We start from the raw sequence: 20,793 nt of genomic DNA on the forward strand, positions 1-20,793 counted from the left end.
GGGCGGCTGTCAGTGTTTCGTCCGTTGCAGATTGCCTGCGATTGTGTCCGCCGGCATAATGTAGCCCCTTTTTTCAGCCCCTACATGTGGAAGGTACTGCCCGTGAATCAGAAGCCCGACCAGTGTCTCGGTGAGTGGATCGATCGAGAAGCCCTCGCAGAAGCGATGATTCCCTTAATTGGCCAGCTCTACCGCAACAACAACGTAGTCACCTCGATCTACGGTCGTAGCCTGATCAACCGTTCGGTCATTCAGATTCTCAAAGCCCATCGTTATGCGCGCCACCGTCTGGATGGCGATGCCGAGCTGTCGGTGCATGATACTTTCCCCATGCTCAAGACCATGAGCGAACTCAAGTTGGGCGCCGCTTCGGTGGATTTGGGCCGCATGATGGCCAAGTACCTGGAGGAGGCCAACGGTCGCAGCATCGAGCAGTTCGTGCGTGACGAACTGGGGGCGGTGGCTGGGCAGCAGAATGTCGTGGCGCGCAAGGGTACCGATGTGGTGCTCTATGGTTTCGGCCGCATCGGCCGTCTGCTGGCGCGCATCCTGATCGAGAAAACCGGTGGCGGTGACGGCCTGCGTTTGCGCGCGATTGTCGTGCGCAAGGGCGCCGAGAACGACTTGGACAAGCGCGCCAGCCTGCTGCGGCGCGACTCGGTGCACGGCCCGTTCGACGGCACCATCGTCGTCGACGAGGAAAACAACACCATCACCGCCAATGGCAACCTGATCCAGGTGATTTATGCCAAGTCGCCCAGCGAAGTGGACTACACCCAGTACGGTATCGACAATGCGCTGCTGGTGGACAACACCGGCGTGTGGCGAGACGCCGAAGGTTTGGGTCAGCACCTGGCCTGCCCGGGCATCGACCGCGTGGTGCTGACCGCGCCAGGCAAGGGTGCGCTGAAGAATATCGTGCATGGCATCAACCATGGCGACATCAGCGCCGACGACAAGATCGTTTCCGCCGCCTCCTGCACCACCAATGCCATCGTGCCGGTGCTCAAGGCGGTGAATGACAAGTACGGCATCATCAATGGTCACGTCGAAACCGTGCACTCGTACACCAACGACCAGAACCTGATCGACAACTTTCACAAGGGCAGCCGTCGTGGCCGTAGTGCCGCGCTGAACATGGTGATCACCGAGACCGGTGCCGCCACCGCCGCTGCCAAGGCGCTGCCGGTGCTCAAGGGCAAGTTGACCGGCAACGCCATTCGCGTGCCGACGCCGAACGTGTCCATGGCCATCCTCAATCTGAATCTGGAAAAGGCCGCGACCCGCGAAGAGATGAACGAGTACCTGCGCTACATGGCGTTGCACTCGGATCTGCACAAGCAGATCGACTTCGTCAACTCCCAGGAGGTGGTCTCCACCGACTTCGTCGGTTCGCGTCACGCCGGGGTGGTGGATGCCGAGGCAACCATCGCCAACGACAATCGGGTCGTGCTCTATGTCTGGTACGACAACGAGTTTGGCTACAGCTGTCAGGTGGTGCGCGTGATGGAAGACATGGTCGGGGTCAACCCGCCGGCTTTTCCGCGCTAAGCGCGAGCGGTCATTGAAAACGGGAGCCTAGGCTCCCGTTTTTTGTTTGGGTTGGCTGGCCAGGTGCTGCGCCGATGGCCAAGGGTTGGCGCTGGTGGGCACCCGTGGTTTGTGCGCGCGCTGGCTCCGGGCGGCGAGCTAGCCGTCATTCCGTTTGCGCAATGATTTGAGTCAAGTTTGAGCGGTTGCGTACTAGTCCGAGAGGCCTAAAAAAAGCAAGTGCTCGGGTGGTTAGTTGGGGAGCAGCTCTTTATAATCAAGCGGATTTTTTACCCGCGCTCGGCATCATTATCCGCACTAATGGCATTTTTATTGGTGTGGGTATGGCTATTAAGCATCCAGATGCCGCCCGTATTCTAAAAAAAGCTTATAAATCAGTGGTTAGGCAAACCTATGATCAAATTGAAACATGGGCTTGATTTGCCCATAACAGGCGCGCCGGCGCAGCGGATCGAGGCTGCAAGGCCGGTACGCAGTGTCGCCATCGTCGGCTTCGATTATCACGATATGAAGCCAACGATGCAGGTGCAGGTCGGCGATCGGGTCAAGCTCGGTCAAGTGCTGTTTTCCGATAAGAGGTCGCCAGGGGTTGATTACACTGCGCCGGGCGCCGGGGTGGTCAGTGCGATTCACCGCGGCGAGAAGCGCGTGTTGCAGTCGCTGGTGATCGACCTGGACGGCGATGAGCAGGTGACCTTCGCCAGCTATCCGTTGGCAAAGTTGGGCGGTTTGAGTGATGCGCAGGTTCGCGAAAACCTGCAGCAGTCCGGTCTCTGGACCGCGCTGCGCACTCGCCCGTTCAGCAAGGTGCCGGCCGTAGATGCGGTGCCCAGTTCTATTTTCGTCACGGCCATGGACACCCAGCCGCTGGCAGCCGATCCGGCTGTGGTCATCGGCGAATACGCTACCGACTTCGAAAACGGTCTGAAGGTGCTCGGCTGTCTGGCGAAAGTCTTCCTGTGCAAGGCCGAGGGCAGCAATCTGCCCGGCGAACAGCTGAACAAGGTGCAGGCCGAGACCTTTGCCGGCCCGCACCCGGCGGGTCTAGCCGGTACCCATATCCACTTCCTCGATCCGGTCAATGCGAGCAAGAGTGTCTGGTCGATCAACTATCAGGACGTGATTGCCGTCGGCAAGTTGTTCGCTACCGGGCAGTTGTGGGTCGAGCGTGTGGTCGCCCTGGGCGGCCCCGTGGTGGAGCAGCCGCGTCTGCTGCGTACCCGTCTGGGTGCCAATCTGGACGAGTTGACGGTGGGTCAATTGCAGTCCGGCTATAACCGCGTGGTTTCCGGTTCGGTGCTCGGCGGGCGTACTGCCCACGGCGCTTTTGCCTATTTGGGCCGTTATCACCTGCAGGTGTCTTGCCTGGCAGAAGGCAATGACCGCGAGATGCTGCATTACCTGCGCGCCGGGTTTAACAAGCATTCGGTGCTCAATGTCTTCGCCTCCAAACTGGCGGCGGCGAAGAAATTCGCCTTCTCCACCACCACCAACGGCAGTCCGCGCGCCATGGTACCGGTCGGCAATTATGAAGAAGTAATGCCGCTGGACATGCTGCCGACGCAACTGCTGCGCTACTTGATCGTCGGCGATACCGAGATGGCCCAGAAACTGGGCTGCCTGGAGCTCGACGAAGAAGACCTGGCGCTGTGCAGCTATGTCTGTGCCGGCAAATACGAATATGGCCCGATCTTGCGCGATAACCTCGCCCGCATCGAGAAGGAGGGTTGATCATGGGTATGCGCGCATTCCTCGATAAAATCGAGCACAACTTCGAGAAGGGTGGCAGGTACGAGAAGTGGTATGCCTTGTACGAGGCCTTCGACACCTTTTTCTACCGCCCGGCCAGTGTGACCAAGACCACCGCCCATGTGCGTGACGGCATCGACCTCAAACGCATGATGATCGCCGTCTGGTTGTGTACCTTCCCGGTGATGTTTTTCGGCATGTGGAACACCGGCTATCAGGCTAACCTGATTTTCGCCCAGACCCCCGAGTTGCTGGCGGCCCAGGAAGGCTGGCGCTTCGCGTTGATCGGTGCGCTGGGCGGATTCGATCCGAACAGCCTCTGGGATAATTTCATCCAGGGCGCTGCCTGGTTCGTGCCGGTCTATGCGGTGACCTTCATCGTTGGCGGCTTCTGGGAAGTGTTGTTCGCTTCGATCCGCAAGCATGAAGTCAACGAAGGCTTCTTCGTCACTTCGGTGTTGTTCGCCCTGATCCTGCCGCCCAGCATCCCGCTGTGGCAGGTGGCGCTGGGCATCAGCTTCGGCGTGGTGATCGGCAAGGAAGTGTTTGGCGGTACCGGCAAGAACTTCCTCAACCCGGCTCTGACCGGCCGCGCCTTCCTGTTCTTCGCTTATCCGGCGCAGATGTCCGGCGATGCGGTCTGGACGACGGTCGACGGCTTCGCCGGCGCCACTGCGTTGAGCCTGGCCGCTGCTGGCGGTATCGAGAACGTGATCGGCCAGGGCATCACCTGGATGGATGCCTTCGTCGGCACCATTCAGGGCTCCCTCGGCGAGACCAGTACCCTGGCGATCATGCTCGGCGGCGGTGTGCTGTTGATCTCCAAGATCGCTTCCTGGCGCATCGTCGCCGGTGTGATGCTGGGCATGATCGGCCTGAGCCTGCTGTTCAATACCCTGGGTTCGGCGACCAACCCGATGTTCGCCATGCCCTGGTACTGGCATCTGGTGGTTGGCGGTTTTGCCTTCGGTATGTTGTTCATGGCCACCGACCCGGTGTCGGCGTCCATGACCAATACCGGCAAGTGGGTTTTCGGTGCCTTGATCGGGGTGATGGTGGTGTTGATCCGTGTGGTCAACCCGGCGTTCCCGGAAGGTATGATGCTGGCGATTCTGTTCGCCAACCTGTTCGCACCGCTGATCGACCACTTCGTCGTTCAAGCCAATATCAAGCGGAGGCTGGCGCGTAATGTCTAGTCAAAAAGAATCCACCGCTCGCACCCTGACGGTAGCCCTGCTGGTTTGCCTGGTGTGCTCGGTGTTTGTTGCGGGTGCCGCGGTGGCGCTCAAACCCACCCAGTTGGACAATCGTCTGCTGGATAAGCAGCGCAGCATTCTGGCGATCGCCGGTTTGGGCGAGGCGAACATGTCGGCGCGCGCGGTCAAGGAACTGTTCAAAAGCACCGTCAGCGCCAAGCTGGTCGATTTGCAGAGCGGCACTTTCTCCGATGCCAAGGATCCCGTGACCTTCGATCCTTTGAAGGCCTCGAAGGATCCCAAGCTCTCCAGCGTTCTGTCGGGTGAGCAGGATATCGCCTCGATCAAGCGTCTGGAGCGCTACACCACGGTGTATATCGTGGAAAAGGACGGCCAGGTCGAAACCGTGATTTTGCCAGTACGCGGTTACGGTCTGTGGTCAACGCTGTACGGTTTTATTGCGCTCAAGGGCGATCTGAATACCGTGGCTGGTATGGGTTTCTACCAGCATGCCGAGACCCCGGGCCTGGGTGGCGAAGTGGATAACCCGAAGTGGAAAGGTCAGTGGCCGGGCAAGACCCTGTTTGACCAGGACGGCGAGTTGGCCGTGGCGGTCGTCAAAGGCGGTGTCGATCCACAAAGCCCGAAGGCGGTGCATCAGGTCGATGCCCTTGCTGGCGCGACCCTGACCAGTAAGGGAGTGGACAATCTGCTGAAATTCTGGCTTGGCCAGAATGGCTTCGGTCCGTTTATCGCTAACCTGCGCGCAGGGGAGGCTTGATCATGTCGCAACCGACTATTAAAGAAGTCCTGCTCAATCCGATCTTCAACAACAACCCCATCGGTTTGCAGATACTGGGTATTTGTTCCGCCCTGGCGGTGACCTCTAACCTGAAGACCGCCCTGGTGATGTCGATCGCCCTGACCCTGGTGACCGCGTTCTCCAACCTGTTCATCTCGATGATTCGCAGCCAGATCCCTGGCTCGATCCGCATGATCGTGCAGATGGTGATCATCGCCTCGCTGGTTATCGTGGTCGATCAGGTGCTCAAGGCCTATGCCTTCAGTCTGTCCAAGCAGCTGTCGGTGTTCGTCGGCCTGATCATCACCAACTGCATCGTGATGGGCCGCGCGGAAGCCTTTGCCATGCAGAACCCGCCGGTGCTGTCGTTCTTCGACGGCATCGGTAACGGTCTCGGTTACAGCGCCATGTTGATTGCCCTGGGCATCATTCGCGAGCTGTTCGGTGCCGGTAAGCTGATGGGCTACGAGATCATTCCGGTGATCAACGACGGTGGCTGGTACCAGCCTAACGGCATGCTGCTGCTGCCGCCTTCGGCATTCTTCCTGATCGGTCTGTTCATCTGGGCTCTGCGCAGCTGGAAAAAAGAACAGGTCGAGAAGCCGAGCTTCAAGATGGCCCCGCAAGTCTCGAATAAGGAGGCCTACTAATGGAGCATTACATCAGCTTGCTGGCCAAGGCGGTGTTCGTTGAGAACATGGCGCTGGCCTTCTTTCTCGGCATGTGCACCTTCATCGCCATTTCCAAGAAGGTCGAGACCGCTATCGGTCTGGGGATCGCTGTCGTCGTGGTGCAGGTCATCACTGTGCCGGCGAACAACCTGATCTACACCTACTTGTTGAAAGACGGCGCGTTGGCCTGGGCCGGCTTACCGGAGCTCGATCTGAGCTTTCTCGGTCTGCTCAGCTATATCGGGGTGATCGCGGCGATCGTGCAGATCCTCGAGATGCTCCTGGATAAGTACGTGCCCTCGCTGTACAACGCCCTCGGCGTGTTCCTGCCACTGATCACCGTGAACTGCGCCATCATGGGCGGCACCCTGTTCATGGTGGAGCGCGACTACAACCTGGCGGAAAGTACCGTGTACGGCTTCGGTTCCGGTCTGTCCTGGGCCTTGGCGATTGCCGCTTTGGCGGGCATTCGCGAGAAGCTCAAGTACAGCGACGTGCCGGTCGGTCTGCAGGGGCTGGGCATTACCTTTATCACCATCGGTCTGATGTCCTTGGGCTTCATGTCCTTTTCCGGCGTGCAGTTGTAAGGAAGGGATGAATAGATGATCAATTCAGAGATTTTTATCGCGATCGGGATGTTTACCGCCATTGTCCTCGGACTGGTGCTGATCATCTTGGCTGCACGCGCCAAGCTGGTTTCCAGCGGTGACGTGAGCATCGAGATCAATGGCGAAAGAACCATTGTGGTACCGGCCGGCGGCAAGCTGCTGCAGACCCTTGCATCGAACAATATCTTCCTGTCGTCCGCCTGTGGTGGCGGTGGTACCTGCGCTCAGTGCAAGTGCGTGGTAGAAAGCGGCGGTGGCGAAATGCTGCCGACCGAAGAAGCCGCCTTCACGCGCCGCGAAGCCAAGGCTGGCTGGCGTCTGTCCTGCCAGACTCCGGTCAAGCAGGACATGAAGATTGAGGTGCCGGAAGAAGTCTTCGGCGTGAAGAAGTGGGAATGTACGGTGTTGTCCAATCCGAACGTGGCCACCTTCATCAAGGAACTGACCCTGCAACTGCCGGACGGCGAGAGCGTCGACTTCCGCGCCGGCGGTTATGTGCAGCTGGAATGTCCGCCGCACGAAGTGCGCTACAAGGACTTCGATATCCAGGAGGAATACCGCGGCGACTGGGACAAGTTCAACCAGTGGAAGTACGTGTCCAAGGTCGAAGAGACCACGATTCGTGCCTATTCCATGGCCAACTACCCGGAAGAACGGGGTCTGGTGAAGTTCAACATCCGCATCGCCTCGCCGCCACCGGGTAAGGACGATCTGCCGGCGGGCAAGATGTCTTCCTATGTGTTCAGCCTCAAGCCGGGCGACAAGATTACCGTGTACGGCCCGTTCGGCGAGTTCTTCGCCAAGGACACCGATGCCGAGATGGTGTTTATCGGTGGCGGTGCCGGCATGGCACCGATGCGTTCGCACATCTTCGACCAGCTCAAGCGCCTCAAGTCGACGCGCAAGATCAGCTTCTGGTATGGCGCCCGCTCCATGCGCGAAGCCTTCTACGTGGAGGAGTACGACCAACTGCAGGCGGAAAATCCGAACTTCAAGTGGCACCTGGCCTTGTCCGATCCGCTGCCGGAAGACAACTGGAGCGGCATGAAGGGCTTCATCCACAACGTGCTGTACGAGAACTACCTGAAGGAGCATCCGGCTCCGGAAGATTGCGAGTTCTACATGTGCGGCCCGCCGATGATGAACTCCGCCGTGATCAAAATGCTCATCGACCTGGGTGTGGAGGAGGAGAATATCCTGCTCGACGACTTCGGCGGCTAAGCATGAAATCAGCGGTACTCCAGCCCGTTATCGCTGTCGCCTTGGCGACAGCCCTAGCGGGCTGTTTGCCTTCCGAGCAGGTCGAAGAGTTTGCTGGCCCGACCATGGGCAGCACCTATTCGGTCAAATATGTCACCGGCGAGGGTGTCGCCGATACGCCGACCCTCAAGGCCGAGACCGAGGCGATTCTGGCCGAAGTCGATCGGCAGATGTCCACCTATCGTGACGACTCGCTGATCTCGCTGTTCAATCGGGCGCCAGCGGGCAGCTGTATGGCGGTTCCCGCCGGCATGCTCGAGGTTGTGCGTGCCGCCCTGGAGTTGGCGCAGGACAGCGCCGGCGCTTACGATCCGACCCTCGAACCGTTGCTCAACCTGTGGGGCTTCGGCCCGCAGGCGCGGGTCGAGCGGGTGCCGAGCGTCGAACAATTGGCTGAGGCGCGTCAACGCAGCGGTTATCGACACCTGCGCATCGACGGCCAGCAGCTGTGCAAGGACGTCGATCTGCAGCTGGATCTCAACAGTATCGCCGCCGGTTATACGGTCGACAAAATCGTCAGGCGCCTGGTCGAGTTGGGTGTCGGCAGTTACCTGGTGGACGTCACCGGGGAGCTCAAGGCCGCCGGCAAGAAGCCGGATGGCCAATCCTGGCGCATCGCCATCGAGGCGCCACGCGATGATCAGCGGGTGGCGCAGCGGATTCTGCAGCTGGATGGTTACGGTATTTCCACTTCGGGCGATTACCGTAATTATTTCGAGGAAAACGGTGTGCGCTACTCGCATACGCTCGATCCGCAAACCGGGGCGCCCATCACTCACAAGCTGGCAGCGGTGACGGTCGCCGATCCATCGACCTTACGCGCCGATGGCTTGTCTACATTATTGATGGTGCTAGGGCCCGAGCGAGGTTTGGCTTACGCTGAGCAGGCTCGCATCGCGGCGTTTTTCGTGACCCGTGAGGGCGAGGGCTTCGTCACACGGGGTACCACGGCTTTCGAGCAGCTGTTCGCTGCAGGAGAAGAGCAATGATTTGGTTGACCGTATTTTTTACCATGCTGTTGGTGGTGTCGTTGATGGCAGTGGGCGTGATCATGGGGCGTAAACCGATTGCCGGTTCCTGTGGCGGTATCGCCAATCTGGGCATCGAGAAAGAGTGTTCGATTTGCGGCGGTAGTCGCGAGAAGTGCGAGGAGGTCAACAGCGCGCCAGCGGAGGCCGGCTCCAAGCCTCTGGCCTACGACGCGACCAAGCGCTAATCGCCATTCGCCGACCTGCATGTCAGGCTGTCGAATCACGTATCGATTGTCAGGCTGCTGATGCAGTGCTGGCCCTGCCGAGAGTGCGGCACAAGCGCTCCGGTGTGATCTGAAGGAGTAAACATGGCGGTCTACAACTACGACGTGGTGGTGCTGGGCTCGGGCCCGGCGGGTGAGGGCGCGGCAATGAACGCCGCCAAGGCGGGGCGCAAGGTGGCGGTGGTCGATAGCCGGCGCGAGGTCGGTGGCAACTGCACCCACCTGGGTACTATCCCGTCCAAGGCTTTGCGCCATTCGGTGCGCCAGATCATGCAATTCAACACCAATCCGATGTTTCGTCAGATCGGCGAGCCGCGCTGGTTTTCCTTTCCCGATGTGCTGAAGAGCGCCGAGCGGGTGATAAACAAGCAGGTGGCTTCACGCACCGGTTATTACGCACGCAACCGCATCGATCTGTTCTACGGCACCGGCAGTTTCGCCGACGAGCAGACCATCGAGGTCGTCTGCCCCAATGGCGTGGTGGAAAAGTTGGTGGCCAAGCAGGTCGTCATCGCCACCGGTTCGCGCCCCTATCGTCCAGCGGATATCGACTTCCATCATCCGCGGGTGTACGACAGCGATACCATTCTCACCCTCAGCCACACCCCGCGGCGGCTGATCATCTATGGCGCCGGGGTCATCGGTTGCGAATATGCGTCGATCTTCAGCGGTCTTGGGGTACTGGTCGACCTGATCGACAACCGCGACCAATTGCTCAGCTTTCTCGATGCGGAAATCTCCGATGCGCTGAGTTACCACCTGCGCAATACCAACGTGCTGATTCGCCATAACGAAGAGTACGAAAGCATCGAAGGTGTCGACAACGGCGTGATCCTGCACCTGAAGTCGGGCAAGAAGATCAAGGCCGATGCCCTGCTCTGGTGTAACGGCCGTACCGGCAACACCGACAAGCTGGGTCTGGAAAACATCGGCATTCGGGTCAACAGCCGCGGTCAGGTCGAGGTCGACCAGCACTACCGCACCGAAGTCTCGAACATCTTCGCTGCCGGCGATGTGATCGGCTGGCCGAGCCTGGCCAGTGCTGCTTATGACCAGGGCCGTTCGGCGGCCGGCAATATCGTCGAGAACGACAGCTGGCGTTTCGTCGACGATGTCCCGACCGGGATCTACACCATTCCGGAGATCAGCTCGATCGGCAAGAACGAGCGCGAGCTGACCCAGGCCAAGATTCCCTATGAAGTGGGTAAGGCGTTCTTCAAGAGCATGGCGCGGGCACAGATCTCCAATGAGCCGGTGGGCATGCTGAAGATTCTGTTCCATCGCGAGACGCTCGAAGTGCTGGGGGTGCACTGCTTCGGCTATCAGGCCTCGGAGATTGTGCACATCGGCCAGGCGATCATGAACCAGAAGGGTGAGGCCAATAGCATCAAATATTTCGTCAACACCACCTTCAACTACCCGACCATGGCCGAAGCCTATCGGGTGGCGGCGTTCGACGGCCTCAACCGGCTTTTTTGAACGGCTCCGACCGGTGGCCTGAGCCGGTCGGGGAGGATCCGTTCAGTGCTTCCCAAACATGGCGCTGGCCAAATCGGGAAAGCTTCTGATCAGGTAAGTATAAAAAACCGGCCTCCTGTGGCCGGTTTTTTATGCTGTGCCTTGTCGGGGATGCAGCCTGCACTGCACTGCGTGGTAGGCGTAGGTTGGAGGTTGCTCAGCCCGATCTGTCCAGCGTCTGCACCGCCAATCCCGGAAAGTCGGTAATCAGGCTGTCCACGCCAAAATCTGCCAGACGGCGCATCAGCGCCGGTTCGTTGACCGTCCAGACCGAGACATGCAAGCCGGCTTTCTGCGCTTTCAGCAGGCGTTCCGGGGTGCACAGGATCCAGTTCAGCGCCAGCAGGTTGCAGCCATAATGCTGGGCTACTTTCAGTGGGTCGAGCCAGGCGTATTCCGCCACCAGGCCGCGGGCCAGCTGCGGGGTCAGGCGTTTGAGCGCACCGAGTACTTCCCGTGAACTCGAGGTGACCGTGACCTTGTCGGTCAGGCCATAACGGGCGGCCAGATCGGCAATCGCCACGACCATCTGCGCGGCGCGGACTTTCGAGGCGCTTTTGACTTCCAGCTGCCAGTGCTCGAAGGCGCATTGCTCGAACAGCTCGGCCAGGCGGGGAATCGGGCAGGGGGTTTTCCAGCCTGGCCCACCTTTGCGCGCGTCATAGCGCACCAGGTCGACGGCGTCGTGTTCGATCACCTTGCCACGATGGCCGGTGGTGCGCTTCAGGGTCGGGTCGTGAATGACCATCAACTCGCCGTCGCGCGACAGGTGCAAATCCAGTTCGCAGTGGCGTACACCCTGTTGCAGGCACTGCTGGAAGCCGATCAGGGTGTTTTCCGGTGCTTCGCCTTTGGCGCCGCGGTGGCCGTAGATCAGGGTCACGGTTGCTCCTTCGCAGGGTCGCTGGTGCGCGGCCGATGGTGGCGCACGCTGTTGATCACGTGGTCGTACTCGAAGTACACGCTGAACTCGCGGTAATCCCAGCGGCTGATCGGCGGGCTGCCGACCGCGCGGTGTTCTTCGTCGGCCAGGCCGAAGCGCTCCAGCACCGAACGCTGCGATGCGCCGCGCTGGGGCAGTTGCGCGCTGCCGGTGCCTTGCTGGCCAAGGGGGATCTGCCGGGTTTCGGCGTTGGCGCCGAGCGGCAGGCACAGGATCAGTGCTAGCAAAAGGCGTGGCATAGGCTTCTCGTCACTAAGGCTGGGGCTGTTCACGGGCCTGGCGGCGCTCCCGGGCTTGGCGCTGGAGGATATGCCGGGCCAGTAACTGGCGCTGGGCGTCGGTCAAGGCTTCGAACGCGGTGCCGATCTCGAATTGTTGCTCGGCGAGCGCCTGGCAGTGAATCACCTTGGCCCGCAACAGCAGGCCAAGGGCTTGCGGCATCAGCACTATCTTGATCGCCAGGTGGCTGCCGATGGCGAGGTTTTGAGCGCTGTTGAAGCTTACCCCGCCCTCGGACAGGCAGACCCGTCGCGGTGTGCCGATGTCGCGCAACAGGCTCTGCGCGACGGCCTGGCCGAGCAGGTCGATGCGTTTGTTGATCACCTTGAGGTAGTTGGCCAGGGGGCGGTCGCGTTCACTGATATGGCGTAACAGGTGCTGTGATTCGAAATCCAGCAGGTGCAATTCACTGAGTAGATTGAACAGCGGCGAGCTGTCGTGAAGCTCGTCACTGGCCAGCGCCTCGGCACCGGACAGCGGGGTGAATTCCAGTGCGATCGTATCGTCGATACGATAGTATTCGCGGCGGTCATCTTCATCTTGAATCGACATGGCGAACCCATGGCAGCAGTAGTGGTCTGAGTGTAAGGCCGCTGGCCAGGCCCCGCCACAAGGACGTCCCTCTTTCCCGCGAATCAGCCCCGACATGTTCAGACCTCTGTTCGTATATATAGGTGCGCGTTACACACGCGCCAAACGCCGCAATCATTTCGTGTCCTTTATTTCCCTGACCTCGATGATCGGGCTGGCACTCGGTGTGCTGGTGATGATTGTGGTGCTGTCGGTGATGAACGGCTTCGACCATGAGATGCGCACCCGTGTGCTCGGCATGGTGCCGCACGCCACTGTCGAGTCGGCGACCGCCATCGATGATTGGCGCAGCCTCGCGGCCAAGGCGCTGGCGAATCCGCAGGTGTTGGCCGTGGCGCCATTCAGCCAGATGCAAGGCTTGCTCACCCATGAGGGCAAGGTGCAGAAGGTGTTGATCAATGCCGTCGATCCGCTCGAGGAAGCGAAGGTTTCGATCATCGGCGATTTCTTTCAGCAGGGCCGTTTGCAAGACCTCGAGCCCGGCGCTTTTGGCATCGTCATCGGCGACAAGGCTGCCGCCAAGCTGGGCGTCGGCCTGGGCGACAAGATCACCTTCGTCGCGCCCGAGGTCACGGTAACCCCGGCGGGCATGTTCCCGCGGCTCAAGCGCTTCACCGTGGTGGGCATCTTTCATGTCGGCGCCGGGGAGATCGATGGTTACGTGGCGATGACCCATGTGCAGGATCTGGCGCGCCTGCAGCGCCGCCAAACGAATCAGGTGCAGGGCATCCGCCTGAAATTCGCCGACCTGTTTCAGGCGCCGCGCACGGCCTGGGCGTTGGCGCAAACCCTGGGCGAACGTGACTATTACGCCCGCGATTGGACCCGCACCCACGGTAATCTGTATCAGGCGATCCGCATGGAGAAGGCCATGATCGGCCTGCTGCTGCTGCTGATAGTCGCGGTTGCCGCATTCAACATCATCTCGACGCTGGTCATGGTGGTGACGGACAAGAAGGGCGATATCGCCATTCTGCGTACCCTCGGTGCCACGCCCGGGCAAATCATGGCCATTTTCATGGTTCAGGGCACGGTGATCGGCGTGGTCGGCACCCTGATCGGGGCGCTGCTGGGGATCTTCGCCGCACTCAATGTCAGCGCCGCTATTGCCGCACTGGAGCGGGCGCTGGGTATGCGCTTTCTCAATGCCGACGTCTATTTCATCGACTACCTGCCAGCGCAACTGATGCTCGCGGACGTACTGCTGGTCTGCGCCGCTGCGCTGGTTCTGAGTTTTCTCGCCACCCTTTATCCGGCCTGGCGCGCGGCGCGTACCCAGCCCGCGGAGGCTCTGCGTTATGAGTGATCAGGTTATGCAAGATCGTGCCGTGTTGAGTTGCCGTAACCTCGGCAAAAGTTATGAGGAAGGTCCGCAGGCGGTGGTGGTGCTGGAGGGCTTGCAGCTGGAGTTGCAGCCTGGCGAGCGGGTGGCGATTGTCGGCAGCTCGGGTTCGGGCAAGAGCACCTTGCTGAATATGCTCGGCGGTTTGGATACGCCCAGCAGCGGCAGCGTCTGGCTGGCGGGCGAGGAGCTGTCGGCGTTGAGTGAAAAGGAGCGTGGCCTGCTGCGCAACCGCTCGCTGGGCTTCGTCTATCAGTTCCACCACCTGTTGCCGGAGTTCACGGCCCTGGAGAACGTCTGCATGCCCTTGCTGATCGGGCGCACGCCGATCAGTGAGGCGCGCCAGCGGGCGACCGCCCTGCTCGAGCGGGTCGGACTCGGCCACCGCCTGGCGCACAAGCCGGCGGAGCTGTCCGGTGGCGAGCGCCAGCGTGTGGCCATTGCCCGCGCCTTGGTCAATCGGCCGGAGCTGGTGCTGCTCGATGAGCCGACCGGCAACCTCGACCACCACACCGCGCAGGGCATTCAGGATCTGATGCGGGAGTTGAGCAGCGCGTCGCGCACTGCCTTTCTGGTGGTGACCCACGACCTGGAGCTGGCGCAGCAGATGGATCGCATTCTGCGCCTGGAAGACGGCAAGTTGGTGGCCGCCTGATGTTTCGTCCCCTGAGTCTCTACATAGGCACCCGCTATACCCGGGCCAAGCGGCGCAACCATTTCATTTCCTTTATTTCATTGACCTCGATGATCGGCCTCGCCCTGGGCGTGCTGGCGATGATCGTGGTGTTGTCGGTCATGAATGGTTTTCAGAAGGAAATGAGTTCGCGGATCCTCGGCATGGTGCCCCATGCGACTCTCTCCGGGGTTCAGCCGCTGGACGATTGGCAGGTGCTGGCTGCGGCTGCCCGGCGCAATCCGCAGGTGGTGGCCGCCGTACCCTTTGCCGAACTGGAAGGCATGTTGTCCCACCGCGGGGCGATGCAGCCGATTCAGTTGCAGGGCGTCGATCCCGCGTTGGAAGCGCAGGTGTCGATCATTGCCGAGCACATGACCCAGGGGCGGCTGAGCGATCTGCGGGCCGGCGAGTTCGGCGTGGTGATCGGTGAAATTACCGCCCGGCGCTTCCAGCTGAAGATCGGCGACCGCTTGGCGCTGATCGTGCCCGAGGCCAGTGCGGTGCCCGGTGGCATCACGCCGCGCATGCAGGCGATCAATGTGGTCGGGGTGTTCAAGGTCGGCGCCGAGCTGGACGGCTCGCTGGCCCTGCTGCATGTCGCCGATGCCGCGCAGATCCAGCGTTTACCGCCGGGCCAGGTGCCCAGCGTGCGCTTGAAGTTGCACGATCTCTACCAGGCGCCGCAGGTATCGGCCGCGCTTGTCGCGGAGTTGGGCGAGGGCTACCTGGCCAGCGACTGGACGCGCACCCAGGGCAGCCTGTTCAGTGCGATGAAGATGGAGAAGACCATGATCGGCTTGCTGTTGCTGCTGATCGTGGCGGTGGCCGCTTTCAATATCATTGCCACCCTGATCATGGTGGTCGCCGACAAAGGCGCGGATATCGCCATATTGCGCACTCTGGGGGCGACCCCCGGGCAGATCATGGGCATCTTCATGGTGCAGGGTATGGTGATTGGGCTGGTCGGCACGCTGCTTGGTGCCGTGCTGGGCATAGTGGCGGCGCTGAATGTCAGCCAGTTGGTCGGCTGGATCGAGCGCCTGAGTGGCCAGCAGGTGCTCAGCTCGGATGTCTACTTCATCAGTAACCTGCCGTCTGAGCTGCTGCTCAGCGATGTGCTGCTGATCTGTGGTGCGGCCCTTGCCCTGAGCTTTCTCGCGACCCTCTATCCGTCCTGGCGGGCTGCCGGTATCCAGCCGGCGGAAGCTTTGCGTTACGAATGAGCTAGTCTGATTGGAAACGACAAAGCCGTTACTTTCAGCAGTAACGGCTTTGTCGTTTCAGCCCTGCTGGTCGCGCTTGCGCTCGCGGCGTTTTTCCTGGCGCTTGCGCCAGTTGTGCCGTACCCACCAGTGCCAGTAAGTGTTGGTGGCCAGGTAACCCAGCACGGCAAACAGCAAACCGAGCACGAAGGAGCCGAGCAGCAGAGGCTGCCAGTGGGTTTGCAGCATGTGGCCGACCCAGCTCAGGGTGATCTCATCGGGCATGCGCAGGGTGGGGGTGTTGGTCATCCAGGCGCCGAACTTGTAGCTGCAATAGAACACCGGAGGCATGGTGATCGGATTGGTCAGCCAGACCAGTCCAACGGAGATCGGCAAATTGGCACGCGCAGGGATGGCGACCAGTGCGGCGGCGACCATTTGCATCGGCATGGGGATCATCGCCCAGAACAGGCCGATGGCCACGGCACGCGCCACCGAGTGGCGGTTGAGATGCCAGAGATTGGGGTCGTGAATCAGTGAGCCGAGAAAGCGCAGAGATTTGTTGGCCTTGATGCGGTCTGGGTGAGGCATGTAGCGCTTGAAGAAACGACGCGGCATCTGAGCTCTCTGGCAGGCTAAAAGCGCCGATATTATGCACGGATTCGCAGTGGCCCGCTTTCCCACTTTGTCACAGCAAATAAGTCAAAACGGGTGTTGGGTTAGATCCACGGAAGCGGATTTCATGGAGTGAGCGGTTATGCGCATAGGGATGTCAGCGCTGGTAGCGGGTTTGCTCCTGCTGCGATTCTTGCCGGCTTTACCGCCGGTCTGGCTGTTATGGCTGCTGCCGATACTGGGGCTGATGTTGCTGCCATTTCGCAGCTATCCAGTGGCTTTTTTCCTGTTTGGCCTCAGCTGGGCCGGTATCTCGGCGCAGTCGGCGCTGGACGATAGGCTGGCACCTGAGCTGGATGGCCGTACCCTGTGGCTGCAGGGACGGGTCGTCGGCCTGCCCGACACGCGCGATGGCATCGTGCGCTTTCAATTTGAGCAGGCCGAGTCGCGGCGTGCCAAGTTGCCGCAGCGACTGCGTTTGGCCTGGCATGGCGCGCCAGAGCTGCGTGCCGGCGAGACCTGGCGTTTGGCGGTACGCCTCAAGCGCGCGCATGGTCTGGTCAATCCGCAGTCTTTCGATTACGAGGCCTGGCTGCTGGCGCAACGCATTGGTGCTAGCGGTACGGTCAAGAGTGGCCAGCGGGTGGGCGCCGCCAGCGGGCCTGCTGGCTGGCGCGATGGCCTGCGCCAGCGCTTGCTCGCAGTCGAAGCCCATGGCCGCGCGGGGGCACTGGCGGCCCTGGTGCTGGGGGATGGCTCCGGTTTGTCGGTGGCCGATTGGCGCGTGCTGCAAGACACCGGCACGGTGCACTTGCTGGTGATTTCCGGCCAGCATATCGGCCTGTTGGCCGGGCTGTTGTATGGCTTGATTGCCGGGTTGGCTCGTTTGGGCTGGTGGCCGCGGCAATGGCCGTGGTTGCCCTTGGCCTGCGGCCTGGCCTTCGCCGGTGCGCTCGGTTACGGCCTGCTGGCCGGCTTCGAGGTGCCGGTGCGACGCGCCTGTGTGATGGTCGGCCTGGTGCTGCTGTGGCGTTGGCGTTTTCGTCATCTTGGGGTTTTCTTGCCGCTGCTGATCGCATTGGCCGTGGTCTTGTTGCTGGAGCCTTTGGCCAGCTTGCAGCCAGGCTTCTGGTTGTCATTCGCTGCGGTGTTGTTGCTGATCCTGATTTTCAGTGGCCGTCTGGGCGCCTGGTCGTGGTGGCGGACGCTGGGGCGAGCGCAGTGGGCGATGGCCGTCGGTTTGCTGCCACTGTTGCTGGCATTGGGTTTGCCGGTCAGTGCCAGTGGGCCGCTGGCCAATCTGATCGCCGTGCCCTGGGTCGGTTTGGCGGTGGTGCCGTTGGCGCTGCTGGGCACCTTGCTCTTGCCGCTGCCTTGGCTGGGGCAGGCACTGTTATGGCTCGCGGGTGGTTTGCTCAAGCTGCTGTTTATAGTGCTGGCGCAGATTGCCGTCTGGCTACCGGCCTGGTTGCCCGACACCTTACCGCTCTGGGCCTGGTTGCTGGTGACGCTGGGCGCTTTGTTGTTGCTGCTGCCGGCCGGTGTGCCATTGCGCAGCCTGGGCTGGGTTTTGCTGCTGCCGCTGTTCTACACCGAGACAGAGCGACCGATCCATGGTCAGGCCGAGGTGTGGGTGCTGGACGTCGGTCAAGGCCTGGCGGTCTTGCTGCGCACCCGCGAACATGCCCTGTTGTACGACGCCGGCCCGCGCTTCGGCGACTTCGATATGGGCGAGCGGGTGGTGCTGCCGTCACTGCGCGCGCTGGGGGTGGCGCAACTGGATATGTTGCTGATCAGTCATGCCGACAATGATCACGCCGGCGGCGCACTGGCGATTCAGCGCGGTATGGCGCTCAATCGGGTGGTGAGCGGCGAGGCTGCAGTGCTGCCGGCGGTGCTCCAGGCCGAGGTCTGTGAGGCGGGGCGCAGCTGGCAATGGGATGGGGTGCGTTTCACTACCTGGCGCTGGGCGCAGGCAACGGATGGCAACCAGGCTTCCTGCGTGTTGCTGATCGAGGCCGCTGGCGAACGTCTGTTATTGACTGGCGATATCGACAGCCGCGCCGAGCGCGCCCTGCTCGACAGTGGCCTGGATGTCCGCGCCGACTGGCTGCTGGCGCCACACCATGGCAGTCGCGGCTCGTCGTCGCAGCCCTTGCTGGATGCCGTGGCGCCGCGCGCGGCACTGATTTCCCGCGGCCAGCACAATGCTTTCGGCCACCCGCATGCCAGTGTGCTGGCGCGCTACGAGGCGTTGCCCGCGCGGCTCTATGACACGGTCGAACAGGGTGCTTTGCGTATTCGCCTAGGCACCTTCGCGCCAGCACAAGGGTTGCGGGCGCACGCACGCTTTTGGCGAGAAAAATGAGAACCGCGGCGGTCGGCGCCATGCCACCCCTATGCTAGAGTGGCGCCACTTTTCCAAAGGGGATGTGCCACCGTGTGGGAACTGGTCAAAGCTGGCGGCTGGATGATGCTGCCGATCATGCTGTGCTCTATCGCTGCGGCCGGCATTATTGCCGAGCGTCTGTGGACGCTGCGGCCCAGCCGCATCACACCGCCGCACTTGCTCGGTCAGGTTTGGCGTTGGATCAAAGACAAAAAGCTGAATAACCAGAAGCTCAAGGAGCTGCGTGTCGGCTCGCCTTTGGGGCAGATTCTGGCGGCCGGTCTGGCCAACTCCAAGCATGGTCGCGAGATCATGAAAGAGTGCATCGAAGAGGCGGCCGCGCGGGTTATCCACGATCTGGAGCGCTACCTCAATGCCCTGGGTACCATTGCCGGTATCGCACCACTGCTCGGTTTGCTCGGTACCGTGCTGGGCATGATCGAAATCTTCAGCTCCTTCATGGGGGCGGGCATGGCCAATGCGCCGATGCTTGCAGCGGGCATTTCCAAGGCATTGATCACCACGGCGGCCGGTTTGATGGTGGCGATTCCGGCGCTGTTCTTTCACCGTTACCTGCAGCGCCGGGTCGATGAGCTGGTGGTCGGTATGGAGCAGGAAGCGATCAAACTGGTGGAAGTGGTGCAGGGCGATCGCGACGTCGATTTGGGTGAGGGCAAGGCGTGAAATTCCGGCGCAAACCGCGGGAGAACGTCGAGATCAACCTGGCTTCGCTGATCGACGTGGTGTTCATCCTGCTCTTGTTTTTTGTGGTCACCACCACCTTCACCCGTGAGACTCAGCTCAAGGTCGATCTGCCCGAGGCGGCCAGTGGCACGCCGCCGGAGCAGACCGAACTGAAGCAGTTGGAGGTGCTGATCGCGGTCGACGGCAGTTATTCGCTGAATGGCAAGCAACTGCTGAAAAGTGACCTGAATAGCTTGATCGCGGCGCTGCAAAAGGAATCGGAGGGTGACAACAGCCTGCCGTTGACCATCAGTGCCGATGGCAAGACCCCCCATCAGGCAGTGATCACGGCCATGGATGCGGCAGGCAAGTTGGGCTTCGCCCATCTGCGCATCACCACGGTCGAGGTACAGGCCGCGCCTTGAGGGTCGTTTTTCCATGAGCCTGTCCGAACGCCTGCTGGCTGCCTGGTACACGGGGCATCCGGCGCTGACCCTGTTGCGTCCGTTCGAGTGCCTCTACCGGGCGGTGGTGCAGCGCAGACGCGCGCGTTTTCTCGCCGGTGCGGGCGAAATCTACCGCGCTCCGGTACCGGTCGTGGTGGTGGGCAATATCACCGTCGGCGGCACCGGTAAGACCCCGCTGATTCTCTGGCTGATCGAACATTGCCGCCAGCGTGGCCTCAGGGTCGGCGTGGTCAGCCGTGGCTACGGCGCCAAACCAACGCATTTGCCCTGGCGTGTGCAGGCCGAGCAAAGCCCCGGGATTGCTGGCGATGAGCCGCTGCTGATCGTTCAGCGCAGTGGTGTGCCCTTGATGATCGACCCCGATCGGGGGCGCGCGGTGGCTGCCTTGCTGGCCGCCGAGCCGCTGGATCTGATTCTGAGTGACGATGGCTTGCAGCATTACCGCCTGGCCCGTGACCTGGAGCTGGTGCTGATCGATGCGGCGCGCGGCTTGGGTAACGGGCGTTGCCTGCCCGCCGGGCCGTTGCGCGAACCGGCCGAGCGTCTGCTGAGCGTCGATGCGCTGCTCTACAACGGAGCCGATAACGATTCGCCGGAGGGTTACGCCTTCGGCTTGCGTCCTCGCGCGCTGGTCAACCTGCGCAGTGGCGAGCAGCACCCGCTGACGCATTTCTCGCCCCAACAGCAGCTGCATGCTGTCGCCGGTATCGGTAACCCGCGGCGTTTCTTCAATACGCTCGAAACGCTACACTGGCGGCCAATTGCGCATGCTTTTGTCGACCATGCGCAGTACAGCGTCGAACTGCTGAATTTCAGCCCGGCGTTGCCTGTGGTCATGACGGAAAAGGATGCAGTCAAATGTCGGGCTTTTGCCGCCGATGACTGGTGGTACCTGGTCGTGGATGCCGAGCCTTCGGCGGCCTTCATTGCTTGGTTCGATGGACAGTTGACCGCTTTGCTGCCTCCCGCTCGCTAAACCCGCAGGGTATCGCGAG

22 protein-coding genes are annotated in these 20,793 nt (G+C 61.3%); 18 read left to right on the forward strand and 4 right to left on the reverse strand.

Annotated elements, in window-relative coordinates; all coding sequences use genetic code 11:
• The first annotated feature begins 84 nt into the window (after positions 1–84).
• From P8H27_RS02810 to sthA, 11 genes are all read left to right on the forward strand, one after another.
• Complete coding sequence (locus tag P8H27_RS02810; protein WP_289635094.1) at positions 85–1,551, forward strand: glyceraldehyde-3-phosphate dehydrogenase; 1,467 nt, start codon at positions 85–87, stop codon at positions 1,549–1,551.
• 227 nt (positions 1,552–1,778) lie between these two features.
• Complete coding sequence (locus P8H27_RS02815; protein ID WP_289635095.1) at positions 1,779–1,970, forward strand: hypothetical protein; 192 nt, start codon at positions 1,779–1,781, stop codon at positions 1,968–1,970.
• Positions 1,945–3,282, forward strand: coding sequence for a Na(+)-translocating NADH-quinone reductase subunit A (locus tag P8H27_RS02820; protein WP_289635096.1), 1,338 nt, complete (start codon positions 1,945–1,947; stop codon positions 3,280–3,282). The genes P8H27_RS02815 and P8H27_RS02820 overlap by 26 nt, the downstream gene beginning before the upstream one ends.
• 2 nt (positions 3,283–3,284) lie before the next feature.
• Positions 3,285–4,496, forward strand: coding sequence for an NADH:ubiquinone reductase (Na(+)-transporting) subunit B (locus P8H27_RS02825; RefSeq protein ID WP_289635097.1), 1,212 nt, complete (start codon positions 3,285–3,287; stop codon positions 4,494–4,496).
• On the forward strand, positions 4,489–5,277 hold the full coding sequence (locus P8H27_RS02830) for a Na(+)-translocating NADH-quinone reductase subunit C (RefSeq protein WP_289635098.1): 789 nt from the start codon (positions 4,489–4,491) through the stop codon (positions 5,275–5,277). The genes P8H27_RS02825 and P8H27_RS02830 overlap by 8 nt, the downstream gene beginning before the upstream one ends.
• Entirely contained in the window at positions 5,274–5,948 is a 675-nt protein-coding gene (locus tag P8H27_RS02835) for an NADH:ubiquinone reductase (Na(+)-transporting) subunit D (protein ID WP_289635099.1), read from the forward strand. Before P8H27_RS02830 ends, P8H27_RS02835 begins: the two co-directional genes overlap by 4 nt.
• The gene (nqrE, locus tag P8H27_RS02840; RefSeq protein WP_289635100.1) at positions 5,948–6,556 is read left to right on the forward strand and encodes an NADH:ubiquinone reductase (Na(+)-transporting) subunit E; all 609 of its coding nucleotides are present in this window, start codon (positions 5,948–5,950) and stop codon (positions 6,554–6,556) included. Before P8H27_RS02835 ends, nqrE begins: the two co-directional genes overlap by 1 nt.
• A 15-nt stretch (positions 6,557–6,571) precedes the next feature.
• Complete coding sequence (gene nqrF, locus P8H27_RS02845) at positions 6,572–7,798, forward strand: NADH:ubiquinone reductase (Na(+)-transporting) subunit F (RefSeq protein WP_289635101.1); 1,227 nt, start codon at positions 6,572–6,574, stop codon at positions 7,796–7,798.
• Positions 7,799–7,800: 2 nt separating this feature from the next.
• Entirely contained in the window at positions 7,801–8,826 is a 1,026-nt protein-coding gene (locus tag P8H27_RS02850; RefSeq protein WP_289635102.1) for an FAD:protein FMN transferase, read from the forward strand.
• On the forward strand, positions 8,823–9,053 hold the full coding sequence (gene nqrM, locus P8H27_RS02855; RefSeq protein WP_289635103.1) for a (Na+)-NQR maturation NqrM: 231 nt from the start codon (positions 8,823–8,825) through the stop codon (positions 9,051–9,053). Before P8H27_RS02850 ends, nqrM begins: the two co-directional genes overlap by 4 nt.
• A 123-nt stretch (positions 9,054–9,176) precedes the next feature.
• Positions 9,177–10,571 (forward strand): Si-specific NAD(P)(+) transhydrogenase, encoded by a 1,395-nt coding sequence (gene sthA, locus P8H27_RS02860; protein ID WP_289635104.1) that lies wholly within the window; start codon positions 9,177–9,179, stop codon positions 10,569–10,571.
• A gap of 196 nt (positions 10,572–10,767) precedes the next feature.
• On the opposite strand, the gene P8H27_RS02865 is transcribed toward sthA, so the two are convergent.
• Genes P8H27_RS02865 through P8H27_RS02875 form a run of 3 tightly spaced genes read right to left on the reverse strand, consistent with a single transcriptional unit; the run spans position 10,768 to position 12,384 of the window.
• Positions 10,768–11,493, reverse strand: coding sequence for a glycerophosphodiester phosphodiesterase family protein (locus P8H27_RS02865; protein ID WP_289635105.1), 726 nt, complete (start codon positions 11,491–11,493; stop codon positions 10,768–10,770).
• Positions 11,490–11,792 (reverse strand): phosphodiesterase, encoded by a 303-nt coding sequence (locus P8H27_RS02870; RefSeq protein WP_289635106.1) that lies wholly within the window; start codon positions 11,790–11,792, stop codon positions 11,490–11,492. Before P8H27_RS02870 ends, P8H27_RS02865 begins: the two co-directional genes overlap by 4 nt.
• A 13-nt stretch (positions 11,793–11,805) precedes the next feature.
• Positions 11,806–12,384 (reverse strand): PilZ domain-containing protein, encoded by a 579-nt coding sequence (locus P8H27_RS02875; protein ID WP_289635107.1) that lies wholly within the window; start codon positions 12,382–12,384, stop codon positions 11,806–11,808.
• Between the two features lie 94 nt (positions 12,385–12,478).
• Between P8H27_RS02875 and P8H27_RS02880 the strand changes: the two genes are divergently transcribed.
• Genes P8H27_RS02880 through P8H27_RS02890 form a run of 3 tightly spaced genes read left to right on the forward strand, consistent with a single transcriptional unit; the run spans position 12,479 to position 15,664 of the window.
• Positions 12,479–13,729, forward strand: coding sequence for a lipoprotein-releasing ABC transporter permease subunit (locus tag P8H27_RS02880; RefSeq protein WP_289635108.1), 1,251 nt, complete (start codon positions 12,479–12,481; stop codon positions 13,727–13,729).
• Between the two features lie 7 nt (positions 13,730–13,736).
• Positions 13,737–14,420, forward strand: coding sequence for a lipoprotein-releasing ABC transporter ATP-binding protein LolD (gene lolD / locus P8H27_RS02885; protein ID WP_289635215.1), 684 nt, complete (start codon positions 13,737–13,739; stop codon positions 14,418–14,420).
• Complete coding sequence (locus P8H27_RS02890; RefSeq protein ID WP_289635109.1) at positions 14,420–15,664, forward strand: lipoprotein-releasing ABC transporter permease subunit; 1,245 nt, start codon at positions 14,420–14,422, stop codon at positions 15,662–15,664. Before lolD ends, P8H27_RS02890 begins: the two co-directional genes overlap by 1 nt.
• A 57-nt stretch (positions 15,665–15,721) precedes the next feature.
• On the opposite strand, the gene P8H27_RS02895 is transcribed toward P8H27_RS02890, so the two are convergent.
• On the reverse strand, positions 15,722–16,261 hold the full coding sequence (locus P8H27_RS02895) for a DUF2062 domain-containing protein (protein WP_289635110.1): 540 nt from the start codon (positions 16,259–16,261) through the stop codon (positions 15,722–15,724).
• Between the two features lie 139 nt (positions 16,262–16,400).
• Here P8H27_RS02895 and P8H27_RS02900 point away from each other — a divergent pair, with 139 nt between their 5' ends.
• The 4 genes from P8H27_RS02900 to lpxK all read left to right on the forward strand — a co-directional run bounded on the left by P8H27_RS02900 (position 16,401) and on the right by lpxK (position 20,774).
• Positions 16,401–18,626: a DNA internalization-related competence protein ComEC/Rec2 gene (locus P8H27_RS02900; protein ID WP_289635111.1), complete on the forward strand. Its 2,226-nt coding sequence runs from the start codon at positions 16,401–16,403 to the stop codon at positions 18,624–18,626.
• Positions 18,627–18,698: 72 nt separating this feature from the next.
• Entirely contained in the window at positions 18,699–19,331 is a 633-nt protein-coding gene (locus P8H27_RS02905; protein ID WP_289635112.1) for a MotA/TolQ/ExbB proton channel family protein, read from the forward strand.
• The gene (locus P8H27_RS02910; RefSeq protein ID WP_289635113.1) at positions 19,328–19,756 is read left to right on the forward strand and encodes a biopolymer transporter ExbD; all 429 of its coding nucleotides are present in this window, start codon (positions 19,328–19,330) and stop codon (positions 19,754–19,756) included. The genes P8H27_RS02905 and P8H27_RS02910 overlap by 4 nt, the downstream gene beginning before the upstream one ends.
• Before the next feature lie 13 nt (positions 19,757–19,769).
• On the forward strand, positions 19,770–20,774 hold the full coding sequence (gene lpxK / locus P8H27_RS02915) for a tetraacyldisaccharide 4'-kinase (RefSeq protein ID WP_289635114.1): 1,005 nt from the start codon (positions 19,770–19,772) through the stop codon (positions 20,772–20,774).
• Positions 20,775–20,793 lie beyond the last annotated feature (19 nt).

The organism is Pseudomonas sp. sp1636 (genome assembly GCF_030376615.1).
In the GTDB taxonomy this organism is placed as follows: Bacteria; Pseudomonadota; Gammaproteobacteria; order Pseudomonadales; family Pseudomonadaceae; genus Aquipseudomonas.